The following is a 25,262-nucleotide window of genomic DNA, read 5'->3' as shown; positions in this document are numbered from 1 at the left end:
CCACATCTCTCAAAAAAATTTTCCGCAAAACCCCGAAGTTCCCCAAGGTTTTTCTCCACCCCCAAGTTACTCAAACTCCAGTCTGGGATAGCAATTGAGGGCAAGAAAAATTAGCCTTTGACTGTGGGTGTACTCACAATGCCATAATCAACCACAACAAGGTTCAGATTTTCTTAATAGTCTTTTCACCCTTGCTATGGCAGCACTTTGACCGCTATCTGCCTGGCTGTTTTGTGCCGAATTAGACAACTCCACTGGATGACCGAGTATGACTAAAATTGCTGATATTGCCTACGTTACCTATCAACATCCGGATTTAGACCTGTGTGAACGTTTTTTGACGGATTTTGGCCTGATTACCGCGGTTAAAACCGATACAGCCTTGTATATGCGAGGTAGAGGCAAAAAACAGTTTGTCTATATCGTAGAATGGGGAAAAGAAGCTAAATTTGTCAGTTTTGCCCTAGAAGCGACATCAGAATCCGTTTTACATGAACTAGCCACTTTAGCCTCCGCTTCGACCGTGGAAACCCTGTTCACCCCTGGTGGTGGTCAGCGCATCAAAATTATTGACCCCAACGGTTTTAACCTAGAATTGGTCTATGGTATCGAGGAAGTGGAACCTTTGCCGATTCCTGAACCCTTGCAATGGAATCACGCTAGTCAGAAAACCCGTTTAGGTCGCACCCAAAGGCCGAAAAAAGAACCCGCACCTATTTTACGTCTAGGTCATCTAGCTATTGATGTCAAAGACTTTGAGGAAAGCTATCACTGGTATTGTAAAGTATTGGTCGCCATTTGTTGGGAAGTCAAGTGTTTGACTATTGGCAAGATCCTTTCGGTAGCCTCATTGAACATTTTACCGATGGAGACCTTTTCGAGCAAACCACCGAGCCAGAACTTCATGCGGGGGGGCTAGATATTCTCTATCAATGGGGACCGGCCATTCCCGAAAGTTTTTTAGGTTAAACCGTTGAAAAAGTCTTATACCATTTTTCTAAATTCCTGACAGACATAGAGCTTCTAAAATCCAAGACCATCCCGTCAAATACCCGAGCGTGTCATTGGATAGAGAATTTAAAAGATGGTAAAGTTTACTTCTTAAGTTATCAAGGGAGTTAAAATTGCCCCAGGCCAATAGGTTTTTCAAATATAGCCAAACTCTCTCAATTGGATTTACTTCTGGACAATAGGGAGGTTGATAAAATAGGATAATATTATCAGGTATTTCTAGGTCGGTCGCCGTATGTGCGGGAGCATTATCTAATTGAATAATATGTAATTCCTCAGAAAAAGCTTGAGAAAAAAGCGTTAAATATTGATTAAAACATTCCCTATCTAAATGAGAGATTCATAAAAAAAACTGCTACCTGTTCGAGGTTCTATTAAACCATAGAGCCAGAGATATTGAAAATTATACTGAAAATTACCAAGGGGCTTTATGCCTTTAATTGTTATTTTATTTCTGACAATGGTAGGACAGCCGAAGCGACTTTCATCTGGACAACAGAAGCGGACTTTTAAATATTGACTAACTTTTTCAGATTCCTTTTCTAGTAAAGCTTGTAGCTGTTCAGATAGATTATTTTGGAATATTTTTACTTCTCCTGGTAATTGTTTTAAATTTTGAGGTCGAGCCACTTTTAATTTAGCTTGTAATTCATTTCTTACGAGACGGTAAACAGTTCTATAACTGGTGGGTATTTCTAAAATAATTGATACCCAAAAATGAATTTCTTTATAACTTTGAAATCCTTCTGGGTCTTTTAATTCATTCTGAATTAGAGCGGCTTCTTCCACTGAAATCTTTTTGGGTCTTCCCAGTTTTTCTGGTTCTGACAAGAGATTTTCTATTCCTCCTTCTCGATAACAACTTAACCAGCGATGAATAGTTCTTTCTGAGCGTCCTATTAACACGGCGAGATGACGAACCGTTTCTACCTCCTTAATTTTTAGTAGATACAGGGATTGTACTTTAGCAAAGTTTAAAGAGGTTACTTGTTGCTTCAACAAGGATTTTAAGTCTTCTACTGACTCAGCAACATTAATATTAGGGACTCCACTCATTGCCTTTTTACCACACAAACTATACCTTTACCAAGTATGACATACTTTTTGAAAAATGGTATTAACCACCGTGACGGGATTTGTGCCATTATTCCTCTACGGCGGCGCTTTTTGGGAACCCCTCGCTCTCTGTATTTCCATCGGGGTAATGGGAACCACCCTAAGCGCACTGGTATTTGTCCCGTCGGGATGGTACTATCTCGCTCAAGCCCAAAAGGTTTCCCCTCTGTCTGTTTCTGAGTAGCTTGATTAAATAGGGTTTGCGGCAAAAAGTTTTTCGGTGGGGGTAGGAGTCAGTCGTCAGTAGCCAGTCGTCAGTAGCCGGTCGTTTCAGGCTTTGTTGCCCTTGTTTTTTTGTACTAAGCTTGTACTATAAAAAGGATAATGCAAGGTTTTTGAAAGTCCCAATCCTATTTTCGCGGCATGAACATCGGATTTTAACAGGTCAAAAGCCTTATTTTAAAAGGGTTTTACCATTATTCAGCAAACCCTATTTAACGAACCATTAATATCTGCTCCATAGAGATAACCTGACGAACTTCTAAACAATCCCCTTTTAACTCTCTTGCCCAAATATTTTTCTTGTTTGCCAATTGGTTCCCAATCTAAGAAACTACATTTAGACGTATAGCTTTCATTAGTCGTCATGACTTTTATTCCGACTAAAATTGCTTTGTAAGTTAGTTGTTCAATAAATCTTGAGTGAGGAATATTCACAAATGCCTGATTATTTCTATCCCCAATATTAAGGTTTTGTTTCCCGCCTTGATTCTGACCAATAACTAACAGGTTAATTTGATGAGCTAGTAATTGATCAATAATATATTTACTAGCGGTGTGGAGGTAATAATCCACCTTGCAGTTACGCTTTAAAGTTAAACCTTGTATTCTTTTACTGGTCTTCTGTAAACTAGGTAATTCCGATTTGAGTTTAGCTAGTGTCTTGTTGTATTTTTGATGGCATGATTTTAAGGCTTTCCCACATAGTAAAGTTGGCTGAAATTCGGGAATATTAGAGGTGACAGATGCTAGGTTATTTAAACCTAAATCAACAAAAGCATATCTTTCTCCCTCTTGACTTGCTGAGGAGGGTTGTTCATAAACAATCTCTAGACAATAAGCGCCCGTTTTAGGAAAATTCGCACCTCTAAGACTTCTTTTAAATTGGTTTTCAACTCTAAATTAGTTCCTGAGAGCTTAATTAAACCCTGCTTCAAGGCTTTTTTAGAGATGGCTTGATAGTTATAAAGTTATAAGTTAAAACGTTTCTACCTTTTTTCTTATCTTTATAGCGGGGTAATTTCGGCTCTCCTGTAAATTTATTGGGCGATTTTTTGAATTGTTCTTGTGCTTTTTGAGAGGATTTAAAGGTTTTTTCTACTTGCTTTAATACTAACTGGCTTACTTTAGCTGGTAATGCTTGATAATCTGCGCTTGTTTTCAAAGCATGGTGTAATTCAGTCATGGTTAGGGTTAGAAATGGCTGATGTGAAAAGAAGGCTTGACGGTTTAAATAGACAGCACAATTATAAAGATTCTTTGATAAAAATGCCAACTTATCAAATACTAAAAATTCATTTTTATTAAATTTGATTAGATGTCTTTGAACTAATTTCATGCTCTTCCTCGAAGCACTTAATTAAACATTCGGTTTTTCTTGTTCTTCGTCTTATTGAATACAGACGTTTTCCTTGTAACTGCCATCGATTCCACATCCTCCAAGTAGTGTCATAACTGATCCCCTTTTTCTTGGCATAATCTGATAATTTCAACTGTAAGGCAAACTGGCACTAACCACAGTAGCAGTTGTTTGCTGTTATTTGCACACATTTTTGACAAAACTTTACAATACCACTTTTGTAGAGACGTTGCCTAGCAACGTCTCTATTGATTTGGGTAAAAATACCCTGAAAGTCCTCTCGGCTCCACCGCCCTGATCCGAGAAAATAGGGAGAATTGGCTGGGTTAAATATAATCGAGTTTGAACAATAGATAAGTTTTTTAACAAGAGTAGTTTCAGATACTGATTACCCGATGGACTGGGGTAGAATTGGAAAAACCAGTCAAACTGTTTTAGCCAAGCTATTTAACTATGATTAAAATTAACTTGCTGTTCGGGTTATCTTCCCTTAAAAAATCGATAAAAAACTTTACATAAACTCAAAAGAGAGCCTGATAACTAACTCATCTAAAAGCTGAGTTAGTTATCAGACGAAGTTTTTGGGTGCTTTGATTACTTCTTAACCACCATCTTAAAGTAGAAGAAGGGAGATGAAAGTTAATCAGTTACTAAGACTCTACGAACAAGGAGAGCGGGATTTTTTAGCCATTGACTTGATGAGTCTAGACCTACAACAAGTGACTCTGATTGCTGTCAATTTTGCTGCGGCCAATTTGCGCGGAACTAATTTGAGTCGCTCTTTTCTGACTAAATCAAATCTGCGGGGAGCGAGTTTGAATTGGGCGAATTTAACCTATGCCAAATTAAGTCAAGCGCAATTAGTGGAAGCGGACTTAACCAAAGCCAATCTCACTGGGGCCTTTATGGTACAGGCAAACCTGCGTAACTCGCACTTAAGTGGGGCGGATCTTTCCCATGCTAATCTCCGGGGAGCGAATTTATGCGGGGCGAATTTATGCGGGGCGAATTTATACTTAGTTAATCTCTTGGAGGCAACCCTAGATAAAGTCAATCTCAATTGGGCTAATTTGCAGGAAGCGCGGTTAAGTGGGGCTAAATGTCGTCAGATTTCCGCAAGGGAAGCCAATTTTAGCGGCTCTTTTCTGAAAGAGGTGGACTTTCAGGGGGCCAATTTAGAAAGGGCTAATTTTAGCGAGGCACGTCTGACGGGTAGTGATTTACGCGGGGCCAATTTAGCGGGCGCTAATCTAGCGGGAGCGCGGTTACAAGAGGTAAATCTACAGGGAGCGGACTTGAGGGGTGCTAACTTGACGGGGACTTGTTTTGAGAGCGTCACTGGTTGGACAGAAATCGTCGAAGAAGATGATATTTTTCCCCTAGACTGGTTTCAGCCCCGTTTTGCCACTTAAAAGTCAATATATCTGCCGAAAGCCGATCCTTTTCCTATCAATTAACGATTAGCTGGACTGGTTAATCTTTGGTTAGGAATAGGAATTTGGGGAGCATTATTCGGCTCATCCTCGAAGAGTAAAGCAGGGGGAGGAGGAGGAGTGGTAGCACCCGGAGATGGTGCTGGAGATGGACTGGGATTAACGGCAGCGGGGGGACTTTTCGGGGTGACGACAGGTGTGGGAGAGCTAAAACCGAGGATATCTTTGCCAAAGGGAAAAACATTCGTCCAGCGTTGAATATTAGGGTTGCCAAACCAATCTTGACGGGACACCTTCACCGCCAGGAGAGGTGCGATCGCCCCTGATTTTTCGGCCGTTATTAATAAATCAATTTTATTAAGACCCTGTTGTTGATTAAAACGACTGATGATAGTTTTCTCTGCTAATTGCGATGCTCTAGTCAATAATCCTTCGTAGGATTCTCCCTGTTTAACTGTGATGGGAAGATGAACAGTGGATTGAGCAAAAACCACATCAACGGCGATAATTCCCGTCAGCAGCGTTAAAACAGTAATAGACTTGTACATAGGACAGACGGTTAAACAGGCACTCCCTCGCTAGGGTCGGGATCTTCCCTGTGAGAGTTCCCCGATCGCTTTCTTAAATTACCATAACCGCTCTCTGGCCACAATGGAATTTTTTCGGTAGCATAATCGTCCTTAGTCCCTAGCAATAGGCAATAGGGGAATAATTAGGGCTGGCTGAATAAATCTAAAAACTTTGTTGGATAATATCTTTAGGCTTTTTTGAAATCAAACAGTGCCGGCCATTGGAGGGGTCAGAGGGAAAGTTCAGGGACTTTTCCCCTGAAAATGGCTAAAACCCCACACCCCACACCAACGAAAAACTTTTTTAGCATAACCTAATTATATTTGGCTATATCGACCAGAGGGTTTTAATTATGACACAAACTAGCGAAACCGTTACCTATTCCCTTGAATCCGTCCTCAAAGAAATTAAAGATAGCATTAAAGAGGTTAATCAGAAAATTGACTCTCTCCAAAGAGATGTTAATCAAAAATTTGACAGTCTCCAAAGAGATGTTAATCAAAAATTTGACAGTCTCCAAAGAGATATGGATCAAAAATTTGACAGTCTCCAAAAAGATGTTAATGATTTAAAGGTGGAAGTCACAGAAATCAAAGGAGATATTAAAACTCTTGATCAGAAATTTGAAACAATGGATAAACGACTGGAAAAAGTCGAAGATAGTTATGCAATCCTAGTTAAAGATATTGCGGACTTGAAAGGGTTTAAATCTCTGATCATCCCCATGGTTGTGGCTTTTTTAAGTGCCGTGGTAACTTTGGGATTGCGCGGCTTTTTTCTTGGCAACAAACCTTAAATATATCGGTGAATATTTTAATCATCAAGTTTATTTTGTAATCTACCAATAAAATCCATGAGTTTTTGTATTAATCCTCATTGTCCTAAACCGAAAAGTATCACGGAGAGTCGTTACTGTCAATCCTGTGGTTCCGACTTGCTTTTAAATGGTAAATATCGAGTCACAAATTTATTGAGTGCCAAAGGTGGATTTGGTAATACCTATGAAGTGATAGATGAACATAAAATACCCAAAGTATTAAAAGTTCTTACCTACGATTCCAGCAAAGCTGTTGATTTATTTCAACAGGAAGCTAATCTTTTAAAACAATTAAATTACCCCGGTATTCCCAAAGGAGAAAACTATTTTATTTATCATCCCCGGGAGAGTCAAACTGCTTTACACTGTTTAGTTATGGAGAAAATTGCTGGTATTGACTTAGAAGAATACCAAAAACAAAGAGGATTTAAACCGATTGATTATCATCTCGCTTTGGATTGGTTAACTCAGTTAGCTAATATTCTCCACGAAGTTCATAAACATAAATTCTATCATCGCGATATCAAACCCTCTAATATTATCTTAAAACCCGATGGTCAATTAGTTTTAATTGATTTTGGGGCAGCGCGACAAGTCACTCAAACCGTCCTTGCAGGAGGTAAAAATACGGGAATTTATACCCCAGGATATGCTCCTCCTGAACAATCTCTTGGTCACTCAGTCCCCCAATCAGACTTTTATGCTTTGGGCAAAACTTTCGTCTTTTTGTTAACTGGTAAAGAACCCAGTGATCCGAAAATTTATAATATTAATAACAATGAATTTAATTGGCGTAAATATGCGCCAAATATCCCTGCTCGATTAGCAGATTTTATCGATAATTTAATGGCAGAAAAACCAATTGATCGACCTAAAAATACTAAAACTTTGCTCAAAATTATTACTGATATTAAAGCTAATCCCCATCAGACTAAAAACACTAAAAATTCTTCTCCTGAAAAAACTAAAGTTATTCCTATTCCCAACCCTGCACTTATTTCTTTACTCGCTGCAATTTCTCCCAGTTATGCTGGGTTTTGGCTCCGTTTCAAAGCTTCTTTAATTGATTCTTTTATCGTTCTTATTATCGCCGCTTTATTAGGTGGTTATATCTGTTTTCGCTTACAACAATGGTCAACTTTTCAAGATTTAAATCTTAACTTTTATATAGCCAAAGAAATCTGGGTTTACTATGCGGCAGCATTAAGTGCAGCTGGAACAACAATTATCGGTTTTGCTTTATTTATAGCGGCAATTATCTATAATATTCAAGCCAAACTTAACTTTACTCACGAACATATTGCTATCCTGACTGCTCTTGGTTTAGGAATAGTTATTAAATGGTTATATTATGTTTTCTTAGAATATATTTTTAAAGCCACCATTGGTAAAATGTTTTTTGATTTATCTGTCACCGATAGCGAAGGAAGACGCATATCTTTTGCAAGAGCCAATCGCCGCTACTTACTAAAATTTCTCTCCACTGCTCCCTTATATTTGGGCTTTTTACTGGCAGCATGGACAAAGAAAAAACGCGCCCTTCATGACATGATTTCTGGTACACAAATCCGCAAGAAACAGTAACCATAACCTAGAAAAGTAGGGAGATGGGAGCGGGACGATAGGATAAAATTAACTACAATAGGGACAAGATATTCCTGCTCGGTAATTGGGGGACTGTTTATCTTTTTCATCGATGGGATGACCGCAAGCGGGACACATTTCATAATGTCCTACCTCTAAATTAGCTGTTATTGCCACTCTTTGATCGAAAACGAAACATTCTCCTTGCCAAAGACTCTGATCTGGACTAACTTCTTCTAAGTATTTCAAAATACCTCCCTCTAGCTGATAAACTTGAGAAAAGCCTTGATTTAATAAAAAAGCTGCCGCCTTTTCACAGCGAATTCCCCCCGTACAAAAAAGAGCTATTTTTTTATCGTTAATACTATCAAAATTGTCGTGAATATACTCAGGAAATTGGCGAAAATGCTGGATTTCCGGGTTAAGCGCTCCCGCAAAAGTACCGATCGCCACTTCATAATTATTACGAGTATCGATAACTACCACATCCGGCTCTTTCAGCAATTGATTCCACTGTTCAGCTTTGAGATGAATTCCTGTTTTTTCGAGAGGATTAGCCTTGGGTTGACCAAAAGTCACAATTTCCTGTTTTAAGCGAATTTTTAAGCGTTGAAAGGGCAAATAATCGCAAACAGACTCTTTCACCTCTAGATTCGCTAAACGAGTATCGGTTTTTAACCAACTAATCACCTCTGCGATCGCTTGACGGTTTCCGGCGATCGTTGCGTTAATCCCCTCGGCTGCCAGAAGAATAGTTCCTTTAATTCCTCTTTCTTGGCAGTATTTTTGTATTTCTGGCTGTTTTTGACGATAATCTGACAAAGCCACAAACTGGTAAAAAGTGGCGACTAGATAAGACATGGCAGGGAAAGGGAAAATTTACTTGTAATATTTTTCACTATAGGTTATAATAACGAGAGTGTCTTAAAAACCAGATCGGGGGTTTAGCTCAGTTGGTAGAGCGCCTGCTTTGCAAGCAGGATGTCAGCGGTTCGAGTCCGCTAACCTCCATAGTTTCCCCTTTGCTTGGTGATTAGCTCCAGTCTTCTTGGGGAAACAATTAGCTAGTTAATTATTAAATGATGTCTCGTACCTATCAAGCTACTGGAATCAATCTGCAAGGAATGGCCTTCGGAGAGGCCGATCGCCTCTTAACTATTTTGACCGCCGAATATGGTTTAATTAGAGCCATCGCTCCCGGTGCGCGCAAGTATAAATCTTCCCTCCGGGGGAGAAGTGAACTATTTGTGGTCAATAATCTATTGATAGTCGCAGGAAAATCCCTAGATAAGGTCGTTCAAGCTGAAACTATCGAATCTTACCCCAAATTAAGTCAAAATCTCGCCAAACTCACCGTTAGTCAATACCTCTGTGAACTGGTTTTGGCGATCGCCCTGAGCGAACAACCCCAGAGGGAATTATACGAATTAATCTGCAGCCATCTGGCCAGAATTGAAGTCCTCGACGAGAATGAATACATACTTCCCTACCTTTGTCAAGCAATTTTTCATTTCTTAATAATTGCCGGCTTAGTGCCGCAAGTCCATAACTGCCTGTTGACGGGAAAAGCTTTAATTGGGGACAATTGCCTAGGATTTAGTTTCGAGGCAGGGGGAATAATAGATCTAGCTGCCCTAACAGAAACAATCAACCCGCCCAAAATCGATAGTAAACTGACGTTGCAAGAAATGCAATTACTGCAATGCCTAGGAAAAACCGATTTTCCCCCAGAAGAACACCTTACCTCAGAACTAGCTTGGATTAACCTCGATCGCCTGCTGCGCCGCTATACTCAATATCATCTGGGAAAAACTTTTCGCTCCTCGGCATTAGTTGAGGGTTTATCTCCCTTAGAATTTTAAACAGATAGCAAAAATCATCATCGAAAATTTTGGGTGGGAAACCCCGCCGTTCTAGGTTGGCTTTACGTTAGAATTAAAAAGACCGTCTCGAAAACCAAGTGGGCGGACAGCACCTTGAAAACTCGGCTTAGGGGGTTCCGTTCAGAAAAGCTTGTCCGGGTAAAAAGTCGCGCGCAACAAGTACAAGAAGCGTTTAGTCAGAATCGTACCGTGGGACACACGGAATCGGGCTTCTGAAAGGGAGCGAAAGTCTGTGGACTTTGTGTAAGACAGTACATGGTTTTTTAACCGTGGTATGCAACGGTGGTTGAAGCAGAAACTTAAATCGTGAGGTTTAGGAATCGCCGCACTTTTAGGGCGGCGAGGATGTCAAAATGCAACTGTTTGACTCAGAAACTAGCGACGCTACGTCTAGTGCCTCCCCCACTCCTGTTTTTAATTCTTCCGATTCCTCACCGAGGCAATCCGACACAGAAACCATGAACCGCTTGCCTAAACGTGCGCCCAAATCCAATCCTAGTCAGGGTTTTACCCCAGTGCTAAAAAACCCGCGCTTTCTCATTCTCTGGGCGGGGGGAATTTTTTCCCAATTAGCGGATAAATTCTATTTAGTCCTGATGATCTCCCTAATTGCCACCCATTACCAAGAAGCCGATCAATCGATTAGCGGCTGGGTATCGGCGATAATGATTGCTAATACAATTCCGGCGGTGTTAGTGGGTTCGGTGGCGGGTGTATATGTTGATAGATGGTTAAAAAAACAAGTTTTAGTTATTTCTAACCTTTTACGCGGGGCTTTTGTCCTCGTCATTCCTCTATTATTATGGTTAGTGCGCGAGCAAACTTTAGCCGTTCCCCTCGGTTGGTTGCCTGACGGTTTAAGAAATTGGCATTACCGGCTACAGGGAGAATTTAACTTACCCTTCGGTTTTTTCCTATTGTTAGTCATTACTTTTCTTGTCTCCACCTTAACCCAATTTTTTGCCCCTGCCGAACAATCTACCCTGCCATTGGTGGTAAAACGTCGTCATCTTCTGCCCGCAAATTCCCTCAACACTTTAACCACCATGGCAGTATTAATTATCGGTTTTGCCATCGGTGAACCTCTATTAGCTTTTGCTGATAGCATTTTCGGCACGAGAGCCGGACAATTTGATATTGGCAAAGTGATGATTGTCGGTAGTTTTTATATAATTGCCGGTTTAATTCTAATTATCTTGCGAACTAGCGAAAAATATGTTATCCCTACCGCAGAACAGCCCCATGTTTGGGAGGATATCCGCGACGGCATTCGTTACCTCAACAAAAATTATAAAGTTCGTAACGCCCTGATTCAATTAGTCATCTTATTCTGTATTTTTGCTGCTCTATCGGTATTAGCCGTCAGTATGGCGGAAAAACTACCCGGGTTAAAAGCTTCTCAATTCGGCTTTTTATTAGCCTCCTGTGGTGCAGGAATGGCAGTTAGTGCGATTACCTTGGGTTATTGGGGTCAAAAATTCTCCCACACCCAATTAAGTCTCTGGGGTTCCCTGGGTATGGCGGCAGCTTTAATCGGTTTATCTCTAGCAACAAAGAGTTTAATTTTAGCCTTCGCTATGACCGCTTTATTAGGGATTTTTGCCGCTTTAGTCGGGGTTCCCATGCAAACTACCCTACAGGCAGATACACCCCCCGAAATGCGCGGTAAAGTCTTTGGTTTAGAAAATAATGCCGTTAATATTGCCCTCTCTTTACCCCTAGCTGTCGCGGGTATCGCCGAAACTCAATTCGGACTCCGACCGGTATTATTAGCTTTAGCAGTTATGGCAGTTATCGGCGGTGGTTTTACTTGGTATGTTTCTCGCAATTTATCTAAAGATTAGAGATACTTTTAAGTAATCAGTAATCAGTGAAAAGAAAGCTCCGATAATTTTCAGGTAGATGATTAATTACTTCATTTTGTTTGAGTTTACCAAAAGATTGTTAGGAGTTTCTAAGGTTCGAGCGAGTGGCGAGCGAACCAAGGGTTTCCAGTCTTCTAAACGGGTTTCGAGCGAGGTGAGTCGCTTGTCGATACTATCAAGAATGGTTCTATTGATAATGGTAAACCCAAACGTTAATGTCAAGATTGTGGTCAACCGTTTGTGATCAATCCCACTAATAAAACTATCTCTCCCGATACCAAACAATTAATTGATACTAAATCCGTTGAGTATAGGCTACTTTGGTATTTTATCCATGACTACAATGCCCAAGAAAGCAAAGCATTAAGCCTCCATCACTACAATAAAATCAGTACCCACAATTGATGGTTTACTGATAGTGGTGGATAAAAAGGCAGAATTTATCGCTCTCGACATAGCTTTCTCGATGAATCTCACCGGAAACTCGCTCGATTTTTCTAGGTAACGACGGTTACTTTCAAAGCCCGGTGTGGTAATCTGGGGGGCAAGAGGAGCGGTTAAATCGATTAGGGTCATGGTGACGGTCCAGTTGCCCACCATCCAATCGGGATAAACTAAATCTCTGCCGGCAAAACTAACCACCGGTTTAGTCATCCGGGGAGGATAATTAGGGTATGCGGCAAAAAGTTTCTCGTGGGGGTAGGGTGTGGGGTGTGGGGTGTAGGGTGTAGGGTTTTACCAATTTTCATCTGGTCAATTACCTAATTTTCAGAGAAAAAGTCCCTGAATTTTCCCCCCGATCCCCGCAATGGCTGGCACTTTTTGAGGGTAAAAAAGTCTAAAAGTCCTATCCAACAAGGTTTTTAGATTTATTCAGCAGACCCTAATTAGTTAAGCGATCGCTTAAATTTCCTGCTATAGATAATTACAAATGGTTACTACAGCCGAGAATCAATACTAACAAGAACAAAATTATCCATTGCATGGGTAAAAATATTTTTTAAGTAATATTCTTTAGTTATGAACGATTTTATCAACTCTCAAGCCGTTAATCTGGATTCGGCAGTAATTCCCATCGCACCGACTGGTTTTAAATCGGGTTTTATTGGCATTATTGGTCGTCCTAATGTGGGCAAATCTACCCTGATGAATCAATTAGTGGGACAAAAAATCGCCATTACTTCTCCCATCGCTCAAACTACCCGCAACCGTTTACGCGGCATTGTCACCAGCGAGTGCTCCCAGATGATTTTTGTCGATACCCCCGGCATTCACAAGCCCCATCACGAATTAGGCAAAGTTTTAGTTAAAAATGCTGAAAACGCCATAAATTCTGTAGATTTAGTTTTATTTGTTGTCGATAGTAGCAATTTTTTGGGCAGTGGCGATCGCTATATTGCCGATTTACTGACTAAAAACCAAACTCCCACGATTTTAGGGCTAAATAAAGCCGATCAGCAACCGGAAGACCTGCAACCTCTCGACGATAGTTATCGTACCTTGGCGGCGGAAAATAACTGGTCTCTGCTCAAATTTTCGGCACTGGAGGGGACGGGAATCGAAGCATTGCAAAATCTGTTAATTGATTCCCTCGAAGTCGGTCCCTATTACTATCCCCCCGATTTAGTCACCGATCAACCGGAAAGGTTTATTATGGGCGAATTAATCCGTGAACAGATTTTACTGCAAACCCGTCAGGAAATTCCCCATTCTGTGGCGGTGGTGATTGAACGCGTCGAGGAAACTCCCGCTTTAACCAAGGTTTTTGCCGCCATTAACGTGGAACGAGCTTCCCAAAAAGGGATCGTCATCGGTAAAAATGGCAGTATGTTAAAAGCGATCGGCTCTTCCGCTCGATCGGCTATTCAAAAGTTAATCGCTGGGGAGGTATATTTAAAATTATTTGTGAAGGTAGAACCGAAATGGCGACAATCTCGCTCACTTTTAGCAGAATTTGGCTATCGCACCGAGGAGTGAATCGGGGTGTGGGGTGTGGGGTGTGGGGTGTGGGGTGTGGGGTGTAGGGTGTGGGGTGTAGGGTGTAGGGTGTAGGGTGTAGGGTGTAGGGTGTGGGGAGAAGCTTTTTTCAGTGATCAGTAAACAGTAATCAGTGAACTGAAAACTCACATCTGATAACTGAAAACTCACATCTGATAACTGATAACTGATAACTGATAACTGAAATGACCGATATTAAAACCCTAATTAAACAGGTACACCAAGAGGCAAAAAAAGAGGATTTTCCCATCGATATCCTAATTTACCAAGAGGCAAAAAAAGACCCTTTTGAACCGGTTTTGTATGCTGGTAATCTTGCTAGTCAGTTATGCTTTTTTGGCCGGGATTTAGGACGAGATGAAGTGTATGTGGGACAACCTTTGATCGGGGCTGCCGGTAGAATGGTAAGAGAGGGATTTTTTCAAGCTTGGCAGGGGAGAAAATCCCATGATCGTCAAGAGTTATTATCGGTGTGCGATCGAATTTTCCTAACTAATACAGTTCCCTACAAACCCCCGGGTAATAAAGCTTATTCTGGGGAAGTGAAAGATCGTTTTCGTCCATTTATAGAAAAACTGCTCGTTTTTTATTGGCAAGGTGATCATATCATTACCCTTGGCACGGAAGCTTTTAAATGGTTTGAACCCTACGGTAAACCCAAAGAAGTAGATAAATTCTATCTTGATAAAGAACGCTTTACCAAAAAACTCCTAGTTACCCTTACCGCTACCGATGAAGATGGATTAAAACAGCAAAAAAAAGTGACTTTATTGCCTCTCCCCCATCCCTCTCCTCTCAATCAAAGATACTATGCTCTTTTTCCTGATTTATTACAAAAAAGATTAACTGAATTTGCCTTTTAACCGATGAGAATTTACGGCAATCGTCCCATAAAAACCCTAGCAGGACAATTAACCCGTCCGACGACAGCAAGGGTGCGAGAAGCTTTATTTAATATCTGGCAACAGAAATTATCCAGCTGTCGTTGGTTGGATCTTTGTGCGGGTAATGGTTCCATGGGTGCCGAAGCTTTATGTCGAGGTGCGAGTCTAGTAATCGGAATTGAACAATCAGGACGCGCTGGCGAAATTATCAAGGAAAATTGGCGCAATTTAGCCACTTCTCACCAGCAATTCCAAGTAATTCGGGGAGATGTGGTAACAAAGTTAGCCACTTTAGCGGGGAAAAGTTTTGATTTAATTTATTTTGACCCTCCCTACGAAAGCGGGTTATATTTACCGGTATTAACTGCCATCTCTCAATCTAATTTATTAGATTCTCTGGGGGAAATTGCCGTGGAACATAATCCCAAATCTTGGCAAGCAATTAATCTAGAAGGTTTAACCATTTGTCGTCAGAAACGCTACGGCAATACTACGTTAACTTTTTATCAAAAAGCAGTTATCTCCTGACCACTGACTTGAAAGAGGGTGTAGGGTGTGGGGTGTGGGGTGTGGGGGGAGAATAAATAAAAGCAATCTCCTAACTCCTGACGACCGGCTACTGACTCCTGCCGAAAATGGTCAATTTTATTGGGCAGTCTGGAAAAATTATTATTTCTCAACAAAATCACATAATTTGTCACTTTTCTTGACAATCATCCTGAGCAACACCGAGAAACTTTCTGGCAACCGCAGTTAATCGCCCCCTGTTTAAGCTATTTAAACGAAAATTATGACTTATTTCGATAAAACTGGCAGTAAATAGGTTATAGCATCCTCAAAAACTTAAATCCCTTCTCCTAGTCCTTTTTTTGACCTAAAACTACACCGAAGTTTCCTGACAAGGCAGCTTAATCATCTCCACTTAAACGTTCCTTCTCCCCAGTTTATCCCCTAGTTTTTGTATAAATTTATACCCGACTATTTTTATCGGGTATATTTGACACCAAGATTTTGCCAGTGATAGGATGCTTGTACATCAGTTGACGGCAAGACAGGAAAATCATGACCCTAGCGACAAACATCGAAACCTCAAAATTCATCCCCACCTTTACCCGCTTGGTTTCTAAGGAAGGAGGGACTTCCTACCCCCTGAAAGCGCTGAATATCTGCGAAGAAACCTTTGCCCCCCTAGAAGTGGACTACGATTACGACCTCATCCGTCGCACCGTTACCAGAGAAAGCATTCAAGCAGGTCCCAATTCCATCTGGCGCTATCGTTCCTTTTTGCCGGTGGAAAGTGAAAATCCTATCGATGTGGGTACGGGTATGACTCCCCTAGTTAAATCCCACCGTTTAGCCCGGCGCTTGGGTCTAAAAAACCTCTACATTAAAAATGATGCCGTCAATATGCCCACTCTCAGCTTCAAAGATAGAGTGGTATCCGTCGCCCTTACCCGGGCCAAAGAATTAGGTTTTACCACCGTTTCCTGTGCTAGTACGGGAAATCTGGCCAATTCCACCGCCGCTATTGCCGCTCACGCCGGTTTAGACTGTTGTGTTTTCATTCCCTCTGATTTAGAAGCGGGTAAAATTCTCGGCACCCTAATCTATAATCCCACGGTCATGGCAGTCAAAGGCAATTACGATCAGGTTAACCGTCTCTGTTCAGAAGTGGGCAATACCTACGGTTGGGGTTTTGTCAACATCAATCTGCGTCCCTACTATTCCGAAGGTTCCAAAACCTTAGGCTTTGAAGTGGCTGAACAATTAGGCTGGAAACTACCCGACCATATTGTCGCACCTTTAGCCAGTGGTTCCCTCTTTACCAAGATTTATAAAGGCTTCCAAGAATTCGTCAAAGTCGGTTTGGTAGCAGATAAAGCAGTGCGTTTTAGTGGCGCTCAAGCGGAGGGTTGTTCCCCCATTGCCCAAGCTTTCAAGGAAGGACGGGATTTTGTCGCCCCAGTTAAACCCAATACTATCGCCAAATCGATCGCTATTGGTAATCCCGCCGATGGTGTTTATGCCCTTGATATTGCCCGTAAAACCGGCGGTAATATTGAATCCGTTACCGATGCCGAAATTATCGAAGGTATTAAACTTTTGGCAGAAACGGAAGGCATTTTCACAGAAACCGCGGGCGGTACGACTATCGCTGTCTTGAAAAAATTAGTAGAAGCGGGTAAAATCGACCCCGAAGAAACCACGGTCGTTTATATCACCGGTAATGGTCTAAAAACCCAAGAAGCGGTACAGGGTTATATCGGTGAACCCCTGTTAATCGAACCGAAATTAGACAGCTTTGAACGGGCCCTGGAGCGTTCCCGCACCCTCGAACGCCTCGAATGGCAACAGGTTCTCGTCTAGAATTGATGTTCGGGGATGATTGGGTGATTATCCTCTTGCCTCATCTCCACAAGCAATTTAAATTCGCGGACAGCTTACTGTCCTTTCCACTTTTTCCTTGATATCTATGGCTGTAAAAGTTCTCATTCCTACTCCCCTGCAAAAATTTACAGAAAATAACGCTACCATCGAGTGTAGTGCTAGTAGTGTCGGTGATTTAATCGAATCCTTAGAAGCAAGTTTCCCCGGTATTAAGGCCCGCTTATGCGATGAAGATGGCGCACCCCGGCGCTTTTTAAATTTCTACGTCAACAGTGAAGATATTCGCTTCCTCGATGGGACAAAAACCCCCTTAAAAGATGGCGATGAAGTCAGTATCGTTCCTGCGGTAGCTGGAGGTTAACCTCCCCATAAGTTTGTTTTCCGTCAATTATAATTAAACCCCTAGAAAGTGATGTTTTCTGGGGGCTTTTATTCAGGTAAGTTCTAAGCTGCCCGCGCATTTAAGTAGGGAGGCAGAATTATTTGTTTGTAGGATGGGTTAGCGCACTTCGTAACCCATGGGGGCGTTGGGTTTCATGCTTCAACCCAACCTACGTTCTACACTAGCAATATATAGTTCATTTTTCGGTATCTTTTGAGACTTTTTTATCGGATATTTTCCAAGTCCGTCCTTGACAGTAAACTTGGTCATCTCTAATCTGAACGCCAAAAACCTGACGGGCTAATTGTAAAATTTCTTTACGTTCTTCATCGGTTAAATAATCATTCCCTTTTCTTCCGCTAGGGCAGATTTTTTGGTCGCCTCCTGCTTCTAGATAACGCTGTCTTCCTTTGGCTGCAATTTCGCCAATTCTTTCGTATTCTTGCTGTTGAAGTTCTGTCGGTTTTTTCATGGTTAAAGCATCCATTCTAGGGGAATAATTTCGCCATTAGGCAATAAGTATGATCTGGGCAATGTTAGACTAGAAGTAATGATTAGCCAAGCTCCATTATCTTCATCATAGACTCTAAAGAGCAGGAGTCCCAAAGTTTCAAGGGCATTTAAGACAAGATACTGTTCTTCTGTAGGTTCCACTTTTCTCAATAATTATTGTGATGATTTTAAATCATCTGGTATAGAAATTACCCCTTTAGCAATTCTTACCTCTGTTCCTAATGTCTCGGCAGGAATTTCTAGGTTATCGGTGGACTCTATATAAATTAGAGTGTTTTTGTCAATTTGGATTGGAGTTAGTCGAGTCATGAGTAATGCAAAAATTGAAATTTAACTTTTTTCTTAACTATTTCCTCTAGTCAATTGCCATAGAAGTTCTCATCTAAGATTTGCTCTGGCAAGAAAGGACAAATTTGAGGATAATCATTTTCTGGGGGAATCCGAACACCAAATTGAGCGAGTTTCCCTTCCTTAATTGCCACTTGACGAGCATCTGGATAAGCTTCCTCGATAGCAGTTTCTAGATAGGATTTAAGGGAAGGAGTATCGCGTAAGTTTTTCTGAATGCGCTGACGATGCTCAATAATAGAACAATACCAGCTATCCTTCATTGATGGCGGTGCGTCGTGCTGTACTTTTAATTTGAGCAAGTGAGCCAAAAGAATCATCAAATTACTTTCTAAAGTTCTTTTTTCCGATTTTCCCAACTCGGTTAACTCCTCAATTAAGTTATCAGTATCCAGCGCAGCAAATTCCCGCTTCTGTAGGTGATTAATTGTTGTTGCGAGCCACAATTGAAAATCTTGTTCGTAGAGAGTCTTGGACATAGTGATAAGTTGTTCGTTCGTGTCAATAACTGCACGGATAACTAAGCGGATACAATTCTCAAGGCGTTGCTAATTTCTAGCTTCCCTTGTAGTTTACCAAAAAATCACCTAAAATGGAAAATATCTGTATCCCTTGCTGACTGCCTATGGCTCCCTACATCATTTTCTACTATCTTTGAGCAAACCGGCGAAAGATAAGGAGTTAAAACTATGCCTTTAAGTTGGAATGAAATTAAAAATCGCGCCATCGCTTTTCAAAAAGAGTGGCAAGGGGAGACTTCAGAAAAGGCAGAATCTCAATTTTTTTGGAATGATTTTTTTCATGTCTTTGGCATTTCACGGCGTAGGGTAGCCAGTTTTGAGCAACCGATCAAAAAAGCAGATAATAAGCAGGGTTTTATAGATTTGCTATGGAAAGGAACGATTTTAGTTGAGCATAAATCGAAAGGGAAAGATTTAGAAAAAGCCACAGAACAGGCTAAGGATTATTTCCCCAATTTAAAGGAACATGAGTTACCGCGTTATATTTTAGTATCGGATTTTCAACGGTTTAACTTATATGATTTAGATGCGGGTAATCAATGGGAATTTGAATTAAGTAATTTTGTTGATAATGTTCATTTATTTGATTTTATTGCTGGTTACGAAAAGCGAGTTTATAAAGACGAAGATGCTGTCAATCTTCAAGCAGCCGAGTTAATGGGAAAACTTCATGATTGCCTGAAAGAAATTGGTTATATGGGGCATGATTTAGAAGTTTATCTGGTGCGTTTATTATTTTGTTTATTTGCCGATGATACGGGTATTTTTAATAAGGGAATTTTCTGGGAATATATTGATCTACATACCAAAGAAGATGGCAGTGATTTGGCGATGCACATTGCCTCTATTTTTCAGGTTTTGAATACACCAGAAGAAAAAAGATTAAAAAATCTCGATGAGAATTTAACTCAATTTCCCTACATAAATGGCAAGTTATTTGAGGAGTCGTTACCTTTAGCGGCTTTTGATAGCAAGATGCGAGTCATGTTATTAGAAGCTTGTGCTTTTGATTGGGGAAAAATTTCCCCTGCTATTTTTGGCTCTATGTTTCAAGCGGTAATGAATCCAAAAGAACGACGCAATTTAGGGGCGCATTATACCTCCGAGAAGAACATTCAAAAGGTGATTAAACCGTTATTTTTAGATGATTTATCCAGAGAATTTGAGAAGATTAAAGGCAATCGCAATAAATTACTAGAATTTCAGAAAAAGATTGCTAATTTATATTTTCTTGATCCTGCCTGTGGTTGCGGCAATTTTTTAATTATTACCTATCGGGAGTTACGAGATTTAGAGATTTTGGTATTACAGGAGTTAGATAAAACGGGGCAGTTAGTAACAGATATTAGTACCATTATTCAGGTAGATGTTAATCAGTTTGCGGGTATTGAATACGATGAGTTTGCAGTGAGGGTGGCAGAGGTGGCAATGTGGTTAATTGATCATCAGATGAATATTAAAGTTAGTAATACTTTTGGTCAATATTTTGTGCGTTTACCATTAAAAAAATCGGCAAAGATTGTTCATGGAAATGCCTTACGGATTGATTGGGAGGAACTTATATCAAAAGAGAAGCTCAATTTTATTTTAGGAAATCCTCCTTTTGTTGGTGCGATGATTATGAACGATGAGCAAAGGAATGATATGGCTTATGTTTTCGACGGTGAGAAAGGAATAGGCGTTTTAGATTATGTGTGTGCATGGTATATTAAAGCTGCTAAAATAATTCAAGGCAATAGAATCAGGGTTTCTTTTGTTTCCACAAATTCTATATCTCAAGGTGAGCAAGTTGCCTTACTTTGGAATATTTTTTTTCAAAAATATCAGTTAAAAATTCATTTTGCCCATCGTACTTTTAAATGGAGTAATGAAGCAAAAGGAAACGCCGCAGTTCATTGTGTTATTATTGGCTTTGCAAGTTTTAATATAACAAATAAAATCCTATTTGATTATGAAGATATTCAAGGTGAATCATTAGTTGTTCAGTCTAATAATATTAATCCCTATTTGGTTGATGGAAGTGATATCATTATTTATAACCGGAGTTTTCCTTTATCTAATGTTCCATTAATGCGTTTTGGTAGTATGCCAAGAGATGGTGGTAATTTTATTTTTACAGAACCAGAAAAAGAAGAATTTTTAAAATTAGAGCCGAAGGCAGAAAAATGGATTAAACCTTATACAGGAGCGCAAGAATTTATTAATGGTTATAGTCGCTACTGTCTCTGGTTAGTTGATATTTCTCCCAATGAATTAAAGACATTACCAGAAGTTATAAAAAGAGTAGATAAGGTTAAAAATTTTAGATTAAAAAGTAAAGCTGCTTCTACTCGTAAATTTGCGGCGACACCTACTCTATTCTGTCAAATAGCACAACCCGAAACGAATTATTTACTTGTTCCCCGTGTTTCATCTGAAAGAAGAAAATATATTCCAATAGGTTTTATGAATAAAAATGTGATTGGTAATGATCAAGTTTTATTAATTCCTAATGCCAATCTATATTTATTTGGTATTCTTACTTCAGAAATGCACATGGCATGGGTTAAATATGTGTGTGGAAGATTAAAAAGTGATTATCGTTACTCAAAAGATATTGTTTATAATAATTTTCCTTTTCCAGAAAATATCACCGACAAACAAAAACAAACCGTTGAAACTTGCGCTCAAGCTGTGCTAGATACGAGGGCAAAATATCCTGATAGTAGCCTTGCGGATTTATACGATCCTTTAACCATGCCTCCCGACCTGCTCAAAGCTCACCAAAAACTCGATAAAGCCGTTGATTTGTGTTATCGTCCCCAACCTTTCACCAGTGAATTAAACCGTATTGAATACCTCTTTGAACTCTATGAAAAATTAACCGCTCCCCTACTCTCTACCAGCAAACAAAAAACCACGAAAAGAAAAAATCCTCAATAACGAAGACAGGAGACAGGAGACAGGTTTTGGGGTTTTGGGGTTTTGGGGTTTTAGTTCAATTTCCCCACTTCCCCATCACCCCACTTCCCCATCACCCCATCACCCCACTTCCCCATCACCCCATCACCCCCCTCCCCACTTCCCCATCACCCCACACCCCACACCCCACACCCCACACCCCACTTCCCCATCACCCCACACCCCACACCCCACACCCCACACCCCACACCCCATCACCCCACACCCCACACCCCATCCGCATCCCCAATCTAGGCAATTCCGGAGATTATATAAAAAAACACCCAGAACAATCGAGGTGATGGACAATACTAAAGGTTGTGTAGGTCATCAGAAAAGCCCTTTCAGGGTAAAATACTATGAAACTAGCGTCACGAGTCAATCAAGTCACCCCCTCCCTTACCCTAGCTATCGACTCTCTGGCCAAGGAAATGAAAAAAAACGGCGAAGATGTCTGTAGTTTTAGCGCCGGGGAGCCAGATTTCGACACACCCACTCACATCAAGGCTGCCGCAAAAAAGGCCCTCGATGAGGGAAAAACTCGCTACGGACCGGCTGCCGGAGAACTGGGGTTAAGAAAAGCCATCGCCGAGAAATTGCTGCGGGATAATCAACTAGCATACAATGCTGATAATGTCATCGTTACCAATGGGGGTAAACAGTCTCTCTATAATCTAATCATGGCGTTAATTGAAGCGGGGGACGAAGTAATTATTCCCGCACCCTACTGGTTGAGTTATCCTGAAATGGTGACATTAGCGGGGGGAAAATCGGTTATAGTGAACACTAGCCTAGAGAATCAGTATAAAATCACTCCCGAACAGCTAGAAGCGGCAATTACACCGAAAACTAAGTTATTTGTTTTCAATTCTCCCTCTAATCCCACCGGCATTGTCTATACTCCCGAAGAAATCGCCGCTTTAGCAAAAATTGTGGTTGAAAAGGATATTTTAGTGGTTTCTGATGAAATTTACGAGAAAATCCTCTATGATGGCGCAATTCACCGCAGTATCGCTTCTTTTGGTCCAGAAATCTTTCAGCGCAGTATTATTAGTAATGGTTTTGCTAAAGCTTTCTCGATGACGGGGTGGCGCGTCGGTTACATAGCAGGACCGGTGGAAATTGTCAAGGCTATGACTAAGATCCAAAGTCATAGTACCTCCAATGTCTGCACTTTTGCTCAGTACGGTGCGATCGCTGCTTTGGCGAGTCCCCAAGATTGCATCGAGGAAATGGTCAAAGCTTTTAGCGAGCGCCGACAGTATGTTTTAGAACGAGTGCGAGCAATTCCAGGACTCGATTGTCCTACTCCCAACGGTGCTTTTTATGTGTTTATCGATATTAGTCAAACTGGTTTAAAATCCCGGGATTTTTGTCAGAAACTCCTCGAAAGCCAAAAAGTAGCCGCTATCCCCGGTATTGCTTTTGGTGCTGATGATTGTATTCGTCTTTCCTATGCTACAGACCTGAAGACGATTGAAAAAGGATTTGATCGCCTTGATAAGTTTATCGGTACTTTGTAGGATGATTGCTGTGTCTGTTAGGGTGAATTTTGTTCACCCTTTTTTTGGGTTTTAACAGCCAATTATCTGTAATCTCTAGAGGTATTAAGATGAGTGGGATCAAGTTAGAAGATATTAGGGAAATTACCAAGAATCTTCAAGGAAAAGGATATTTAATTATTTTTAATGATAACAGAGTAATTATTTTATATAAAAAAAGAACTATTGCTGCTTTGCTAACTCTGATTAGGTATGGAGAAGGTTGTGAGAGCGATCTAACTAATGCGACCAATAATTTACAAGAGACAAAAACTATACTCAAGGGTAAAATTCCTGAAAATTTAATTCAAGATTCCTATGCTGATGCTAATAAACCCTTTAGCGAACTTTGGAATGAAGAAGGATTTAATTTTATTTATGCTCCCCCAGGACAAAAAAGATTAGGCAGTCAAAAATATATTTTAGATAGTTCCGATCATCAACGACTTTTTACCACTGCTAAACCACCGATTAGAACACCTCCCTCATCTCTAATTCAGAGAAATATATTAGAACAACAAAAAAATAAATGTAATTTTTGTGGCTCAATTCTTAAAAAGAAAGAAAATATCAATCAAAATACCTATGCTAGGGATCGAGTGCGTTTAGTTTGGGATCATCGGATTCCCGTAGAAAAAGGTGGAAATAGTGCCGATGACAATTTTAAAGCTCTCTGCTTCTATTGTAATAAATGCAAATGGCAAATCTGTAATCTTTGTAACTATGCTCCTGATAAATGTTCAGAATGCGTCTTAGCTTTTCCTGAAGTAACTAAGATTATTTTCCCCACTCAAGAAAATATTGAAGACCGGCTAAATCGAGCTAATTAAGTGATTTAGTAATATTTATACCAATATGTTTAATGACTGGGGGACAGACAGCGTTAGAAAGTTGTTTAATAGCAGCAGTGCGAGAAACAGGAAAATAATAATCATCGGGAAATCCCATTAATCTTTTTATTTCTAAGAGACTTAAATGTCTTCTTTCCTTGCTATACACTGGAATCATGGCGCCACCACCGCTAACACTAACCGCAAAAGTAGGAAAGGGTTTTTGGATAGAAATTGCTCGGATGCCACTAGATCTCATTTGATAAATACAATTATCATAATCTACATTAACACTTGACCTTTCAATACTTATTCTTGTTTTTGGCAGTTGAAAAGATAATTGTTCGGCAGTAATTCTGCCCGCGTAATAATCAATATACTGCTGCCATTTTTCCGATATGGGAATTGAATAATCCCCCGGAACAATAATTTTTTCAATACCCACTTCTGCATGGCAAGGTTGGGGAAATTGAAAGTTTTTAATTCCTAAATCCTTGCGGAAAGCCAATAAAAAAAAGCGAGGTCTTGATTGAGGAATTTGGAAATATTTACTATCGATAACTGCATAAAAAGCCAGATAATTTATTTCTTTTAACTGGATTAATATATCTTTTAATATCTGCCCTTGATTTAAGCGCAGGATATTACTAACATTTTCAAGAAAGATCACTTTAGGCTTTTTTTCATGGCAAATTCTGATAATTTCCTGAATAGCTAGTCCGCGACTGTCTTGAAACCCTTTTTTTTGTCCTGCTCTGGAAAATGGCTGACAGGGAAATCCCCCACAAAAAACCTCAAAATCGGGAAGTAAGCTAGGAATTAAAGCTTCAACATCTTGCGGTTTTATCGATTCATGAAAATTGTGATTGTAGGTTTTCAGACAATCTGGGTTATTTTCGTTGCTAAAAACACATTGATTGCCAACCGATTTGTTCAAGACCGAGACGAAAGCCACCAATTCCCGCATAAAAATCGGCAAAAGTCAAGCAACTATGGGTAAAATTTTTGTTAGCTGGACGAATAGGTAACTGGTTCATAATATTGATTGAATAACCGAGA

Annotated in this window: 28 protein-coding genes, 1 tRNA gene and 4 pseudogenes; 18 read left to right on the top strand and 15 right to left on the bottom strand. The window is 40.3% G+C overall.

The features are described 5' to 3' along the window. The first annotated feature begins 268 nt into the window (after positions 1-268). A complete protein-coding gene (locus GQR42_RS22140; protein ID WP_233271123.1) occupies positions 269-919 on the top strand; it encodes a hypothetical protein in 651 nt (216 codons plus the stop codon). A 78-nt stretch (positions 920-997) separates the two neighbouring features. Here the strand turns inward: GQR42_RS22140 and GQR42_RS22135 are convergent. After that, a pseudogene (locus GQR42_RS22135) lies at positions 998-2,067 on the bottom strand (IS630 family transposase). A 55-nt stretch (positions 2,068-2,122) separates the two neighbouring features. Here GQR42_RS22135 and GQR42_RS22130 point away from each other — a divergent pair. Next, positions 2,123-2,311 carry a hypothetical protein gene (locus GQR42_RS22130; protein ID WP_233271122.1) on the top strand — a complete coding sequence of 63 codons (189 nt, stop codon included), beginning with the start codon at positions 2,123-2,125 and terminating at the stop codon, positions 2,309-2,311. A 236-nt stretch (positions 2,312-2,547) separates the two neighbouring features. Here GQR42_RS22130 and GQR42_RS29085 read toward each other — a convergent pair whose 3' ends face one another. From GQR42_RS29085 to GQR42_RS30140, 3 genes and pseudogenes are all read right to left on the bottom strand, one after another. After that, positions 2,548-3,174 carry a transposase gene (locus tag GQR42_RS29085; RefSeq protein WP_233271420.1) on the bottom strand — a complete coding sequence of 209 codons (627 nt, stop codon included), beginning with the start codon at positions 3,172-3,174 and terminating at the stop codon, positions 2,548-2,550. Positions 3,175-3,280: 106 nt separating this feature from the next. Then, positions 3,281-3,685, bottom strand: coding sequence for a transposase (locus GQR42_RS29080; RefSeq protein WP_233271121.1), 405 nt, complete (start codon positions 3,683-3,685; stop codon positions 3,281-3,283). A gap of 61 nt (positions 3,686-3,746) precedes the next feature. Next, a pseudogene (locus tag GQR42_RS30140) lies at positions 3,747-3,839 on the bottom strand (IS607 family transposase); the annotation flags it as partial. Positions 3,840-4,338: 499 nt separating this feature from the next. Here GQR42_RS30140 and GQR42_RS22115 point away from each other — a divergent pair. After that, on the top strand, positions 4,339-5,118 hold the full coding sequence (locus GQR42_RS22115; RefSeq protein ID WP_158201638.1) for a pentapeptide repeat-containing protein: 780 nt from the start codon (positions 4,339-4,341) through the stop codon (positions 5,116-5,118). A gap of 41 nt (positions 5,119-5,159) precedes the next feature. On the opposite strand, the gene GQR42_RS22110 is transcribed toward GQR42_RS22115, so the two are convergent. Beyond that, positions 5,160-5,687: a hypothetical protein gene (locus tag GQR42_RS22110; protein ID WP_158201637.1), complete on the bottom strand. Its 528-nt coding sequence runs from the start codon at positions 5,685-5,687 to the stop codon at positions 5,160-5,162. Between the two features lie 374 nt (positions 5,688-6,061). On the opposite strand from GQR42_RS22110, the gene GQR42_RS22105 reads away from it, so the two are divergent. Together GQR42_RS22105 and GQR42_RS22100 are read left to right on the top strand one after the other, a co-directional pair. Continuing rightward, positions 6,062-6,505 (top strand): shikimate 5-dehydrogenase, encoded by a 444-nt coding sequence (locus tag GQR42_RS22105; protein ID WP_158201636.1) that lies wholly within the window; start codon positions 6,062-6,064, stop codon positions 6,503-6,505. A 57-nt stretch (positions 6,506-6,562) separates the two neighbouring features. Beyond that, positions 6,563-8,110, top strand: coding sequence for a protein kinase domain-containing protein (locus GQR42_RS22100; RefSeq protein WP_158201635.1), 1,548 nt, complete (start codon positions 6,563-6,565; stop codon positions 8,108-8,110). A gap of 48 nt (positions 8,111-8,158) precedes the next feature. On the opposite strand, the gene trhO is transcribed toward GQR42_RS22100, so the two are convergent. Continuing rightward, on the bottom strand, positions 8,159-8,971 hold the full coding sequence (gene trhO / locus GQR42_RS22095) for an oxygen-dependent tRNA uridine(34) hydroxylase TrhO (protein ID WP_158201634.1): 813 nt from the start codon (positions 8,969-8,971) through the stop codon (positions 8,159-8,161). Positions 8,972-9,048: 77 nt separating this feature from the next. On the opposite strand from trhO, the gene GQR42_RS22090 reads away from it, so the two are divergent. The 4 genes and pseudogenes from GQR42_RS22090 to GQR42_RS22075 all read left to right on the top strand — a co-directional run. Beyond that, positions 9,049-9,121 (top strand) — tRNA-Ala (locus GQR42_RS22090). 68 nt (positions 9,122-9,189) lie between these two features. Continuing rightward, positions 9,190-9,972, top strand: coding sequence for a DNA repair protein RecO (gene recO / locus GQR42_RS22085; RefSeq protein WP_158201633.1), 783 nt, complete (start codon positions 9,190-9,192; stop codon positions 9,970-9,972). A gap of 374 nt (positions 9,973-10,346) precedes the next feature. Further along, entirely contained in the window at positions 10,347-11,837 is a 1,491-nt protein-coding gene (locus GQR42_RS22080) for an MFS transporter (protein WP_158201632.1), read from the top strand. A 192-nt stretch (positions 11,838-12,029) separates the two neighbouring features. Continuing rightward, positions 12,030-12,146: pseudogene (locus tag GQR42_RS22075) on the top strand (ISNCY family transposase); the annotation flags it as partial. A 108-nt stretch (positions 12,147-12,254) separates the two neighbouring features. Here the strand turns inward: GQR42_RS22075 and GQR42_RS22070 are convergent. After that, a pseudogene (locus GQR42_RS22070) lies at positions 12,255-12,527 on the bottom strand (DUF6816 family protein); the annotation flags it as partial. A 351-nt stretch (positions 12,528-12,878) separates the two neighbouring features. On the opposite strand from GQR42_RS22070, the gene era reads away from it, so the two are divergent. Beyond that, the gene (gene era / locus GQR42_RS22065; RefSeq protein ID WP_158201631.1) at positions 12,879-13,835 is read left to right on the top strand and encodes a GTPase Era; all 957 of its coding nucleotides are present in this window, start codon (positions 12,879-12,881) and stop codon (positions 13,833-13,835) included. Here the strand turns inward: era and GQR42_RS22060 are convergent. Beyond that, the gene (locus tag GQR42_RS22060; RefSeq protein WP_233271120.1) at positions 13,803-13,985 is read right to left on the bottom strand and encodes a hypothetical protein; all 183 of its coding nucleotides are present in this window, start codon (positions 13,983-13,985) and stop codon (positions 13,803-13,805) included. The genes era and GQR42_RS22060 overlap by 33 nt on opposite strands. Positions 13,986-14,041: 56 nt before the next feature. Between GQR42_RS22060 and GQR42_RS22055 the strand changes: the two genes are divergently transcribed. Both GQR42_RS22055 and rsmD read left to right on the top strand, forming a co-directional pair. Continuing rightward, entirely contained in the window at positions 14,042-14,719 is a 678-nt protein-coding gene (locus GQR42_RS22055) for a uracil-DNA glycosylase family protein (RefSeq protein WP_158201630.1), read from the top strand. Between the two features lie 3 nt (positions 14,720-14,722). After that, a complete protein-coding gene (rsmD, locus tag GQR42_RS22050) occupies positions 14,723-15,268 on the top strand; it encodes a 16S rRNA (guanine(966)-N(2))-methyltransferase RsmD (RefSeq protein WP_158201629.1) in 546 nt (181 codons plus the stop codon). Here the strand turns inward: rsmD and GQR42_RS22045 are convergent. Further along, positions 15,247-15,441: a hypothetical protein gene (locus GQR42_RS22045; RefSeq protein ID WP_158201628.1), complete on the bottom strand. Its 195-nt coding sequence runs from the start codon at positions 15,439-15,441 to the stop codon at positions 15,247-15,249. The genes rsmD and GQR42_RS22045 overlap by 22 nt on opposite strands. A gap of 361 nt (positions 15,442-15,802) precedes the next feature. On the opposite strand from GQR42_RS22045, the gene thrC reads away from it, so the two are divergent. Together thrC and GQR42_RS22035 are read left to right on the top strand one after the other, a co-directional pair. Beyond that, entirely contained in the window at positions 15,803-17,107 is a 1,305-nt protein-coding gene (gene thrC / locus GQR42_RS22040; RefSeq protein ID WP_158201627.1) for a threonine synthase, read from the top strand. Between the two features lie 106 nt (positions 17,108-17,213). Next, on the top strand, positions 17,214-17,489 hold the full coding sequence (locus GQR42_RS22035) for a MoaD/ThiS family protein (protein ID WP_158201626.1): 276 nt from the start codon (positions 17,214-17,216) through the stop codon (positions 17,487-17,489). A 217-nt stretch (positions 17,490-17,706) separates the two neighbouring features. Here GQR42_RS22035 and GQR42_RS22030 read toward each other — a convergent pair whose 3' ends face one another. From GQR42_RS22030 to GQR42_RS22015, 4 genes are read right to left on the bottom strand one after another with little or no spacing between them, the layout of a single operon-like run. Continuing rightward, a complete protein-coding gene (locus tag GQR42_RS22030) occupies positions 17,707-17,982 on the bottom strand; it encodes a hypothetical protein (RefSeq protein WP_158201625.1) in 276 nt (91 codons plus the stop codon). Positions 17,983-17,984: 2 nt separating this feature from the next. After that, positions 17,985-18,164 (bottom strand): hypothetical protein, encoded by a 180-nt coding sequence (locus GQR42_RS22025; protein WP_002765124.1) that lies wholly within the window; start codon positions 18,162-18,164, stop codon positions 17,985-17,987. 12 nt (positions 18,165-18,176) lie between these two features. Next, on the bottom strand, positions 18,177-18,332 hold the full coding sequence (locus GQR42_RS22020; RefSeq protein ID WP_158201624.1) for a hypothetical protein: 156 nt from the start codon (positions 18,330-18,332) through the stop codon (positions 18,177-18,179). Positions 18,333-18,382: 50 nt separating this feature from the next. Beyond that, entirely contained in the window at positions 18,383-18,850 is a 468-nt protein-coding gene (locus GQR42_RS22015) for a DUF29 domain-containing protein (protein ID WP_158201623.1), read from the bottom strand. Positions 18,851-19,060: 210 nt separating this feature from the next. Between GQR42_RS22015 and GQR42_RS22010 the strand changes: the two genes are divergently transcribed. The 4 genes from GQR42_RS22010 (at position 19,061) to GQR42_RS21995 (ending at position 24,203) form a co-directional block, all read left to right on the top strand. Continuing rightward, complete coding sequence (locus tag GQR42_RS22010; RefSeq protein ID WP_158201622.1) at positions 19,061-21,814, top strand: DNA methyltransferase; 2,754 nt, start codon at positions 19,061-19,063, stop codon at positions 21,812-21,814. A gap of 26 nt (positions 21,815-21,840) precedes the next feature. Further along, positions 21,841-22,134 (top strand): hypothetical protein, encoded by a 294-nt coding sequence (locus GQR42_RS22005; protein WP_158201621.1) that lies wholly within the window; start codon positions 21,841-21,843, stop codon positions 22,132-22,134. Positions 22,135-22,191: 57 nt separating this feature from the next. Next, positions 22,192-23,355 (top strand): pyridoxal phosphate-dependent aminotransferase, encoded by a 1,164-nt coding sequence (locus tag GQR42_RS22000; RefSeq protein ID WP_158201620.1) that lies wholly within the window; start codon positions 22,192-22,194, stop codon positions 23,353-23,355. A gap of 89 nt (positions 23,356-23,444) precedes the next feature. Next, entirely contained in the window at positions 23,445-24,203 is a 759-nt protein-coding gene (locus GQR42_RS21995) for an HNH endonuclease (RefSeq protein WP_158201619.1), read from the top strand. Here GQR42_RS21995 and GQR42_RS21990 read toward each other — a convergent pair. Then, entirely contained in the window at positions 24,196-25,140 is a 945-nt protein-coding gene (locus GQR42_RS21990; protein WP_233271119.1) for a DNA cytosine methyltransferase, read from the bottom strand. The genes GQR42_RS21995 and GQR42_RS21990 overlap by 8 nt on opposite strands. Next, positions 25,106-25,240 carry a hypothetical protein gene (locus tag GQR42_RS29640; RefSeq protein ID WP_257792600.1) on the bottom strand — a complete coding sequence of 45 codons (135 nt, stop codon included), beginning with the start codon at positions 25,238-25,240 and terminating at the stop codon, positions 25,106-25,108. Before GQR42_RS29640 ends, GQR42_RS21990 begins: the two co-directional genes overlap by 35 nt. Between the last annotated feature and the right edge of the window lie 22 nt (positions 25,241-25,262).

The sequence above is a fragment of the Microcystis aeruginosa FD4 genome (genome assembly GCF_009792235.1).
In the GTDB taxonomy this organism is placed as follows: Bacteria; Cyanobacteriota; Cyanobacteriia; order Cyanobacteriales; family Microcystaceae; genus Microcystis; species Microcystis viridis.
Note: the sequence above shows the minus strand (reverse complement) of the source record. Positions and strands in the feature narration are given on the sequence as shown.

Excerpts from the sequence above, each read along its gene's own strand:
- GQR42_RS22140 (WP_233271123.1), top strand. The coding sequence starts at position 269 with ATGACTAAAATTGCTGATATTGCCTACGTTACCTATCAACATCCGGAT.
- GQR42_RS22130 (WP_233271122.1), top strand. The coding sequence starts at position 2,123 with ATGGTATTAACCACCGTGACGGGATTTGTGCCATTATTCCTCTACGGC.
- GQR42_RS29080 (WP_233271121.1), bottom strand. The coding sequence starts at position 3,685 with ATGAAATTAGTTCAAAGACATCTAATCAAATTTAATAAAAATGAATTT.
- GQR42_RS22115 (WP_158201638.1), top strand. The coding sequence starts at position 4,339 with ATGAAAGTTAATCAGTTACTAAGACTCTACGAACAAGGAGAGCGGGAT.
- GQR42_RS22110 (WP_158201637.1), bottom strand. The coding sequence starts at position 5,687 with ATGTACAAGTCTATTACTGTTTTAACGCTGCTGACGGGAATTATCGCC.
- GQR42_RS22105 (WP_158201636.1), top strand. The coding sequence starts at position 6,062 with ATGACACAAACTAGCGAAACCGTTACCTATTCCCTTGAATCCGTCCTC.
- GQR42_RS22100 (WP_158201635.1), top strand. The coding sequence starts at position 6,563 with ATGAGTTTTTGTATTAATCCTCATTGTCCTAAACCGAAAAGTATCACG.
- trhO (WP_158201634.1), bottom strand. The coding sequence starts at position 8,971 with ATGTCTTATCTAGTCGCCACTTTTTACCAGTTTGTGGCTTTGTCAGAT.
- recO (WP_158201633.1), top strand. The coding sequence starts at position 9,190 with ATGATGTCTCGTACCTATCAAGCTACTGGAATCAATCTGCAAGGAATG.
- GQR42_RS22080 (WP_158201632.1), top strand. The coding sequence starts at position 10,347 with ATGCAACTGTTTGACTCAGAAACTAGCGACGCTACGTCTAGTGCCTCC.
- era (WP_158201631.1), top strand. The coding sequence starts at position 12,879 with ATGAACGATTTTATCAACTCTCAAGCCGTTAATCTGGATTCGGCAGTA.
- GQR42_RS22055 (WP_158201630.1), top strand. The coding sequence starts at position 14,042 with ATGACCGATATTAAAACCCTAATTAAACAGGTACACCAAGAGGCAAAA.
- rsmD (WP_158201629.1), top strand. The coding sequence starts at position 14,723 with ATGAGAATTTACGGCAATCGTCCCATAAAAACCCTAGCAGGACAATTA.
- thrC (WP_158201627.1), top strand. The coding sequence starts at position 15,803 with ATGACCCTAGCGACAAACATCGAAACCTCAAAATTCATCCCCACCTTT.
- GQR42_RS22035 (WP_158201626.1), top strand. The coding sequence starts at position 17,214 with ATGGCTGTAAAAGTTCTCATTCCTACTCCCCTGCAAAAATTTACAGAA.
- GQR42_RS22030 (WP_158201625.1), bottom strand. The coding sequence starts at position 17,982 with ATGAAAAAACCGACAGAACTTCAACAGCAAGAATACGAAAGAATTGGC.
- GQR42_RS22020 (WP_158201624.1), bottom strand. The coding sequence starts at position 18,332 with ATGACTCGACTAACTCCAATCCAAATTGACAAAAACACTCTAATTTAT.
- GQR42_RS22015 (WP_158201623.1), bottom strand. The coding sequence starts at position 18,850 with ATGTCCAAGACTCTCTACGAACAAGATTTTCAATTGTGGCTCGCAACA.
- GQR42_RS22010 (WP_158201622.1), top strand. The coding sequence starts at position 19,061 with ATGCCTTTAAGTTGGAATGAAATTAAAAATCGCGCCATCGCTTTTCAA.
- GQR42_RS22000 (WP_158201620.1), top strand. The coding sequence starts at position 22,192 with ATGAAACTAGCGTCACGAGTCAATCAAGTCACCCCCTCCCTTACCCTA.
- GQR42_RS21995 (WP_158201619.1), top strand. The coding sequence starts at position 23,445 with ATGAGTGGGATCAAGTTAGAAGATATTAGGGAAATTACCAAGAATCTT.
- GQR42_RS29640 (WP_257792600.1), bottom strand. The coding sequence starts at position 25,240 with ATGAACCAGTTACCTATTCGTCCAGCTAACAAAAATTTTACCCATAGT.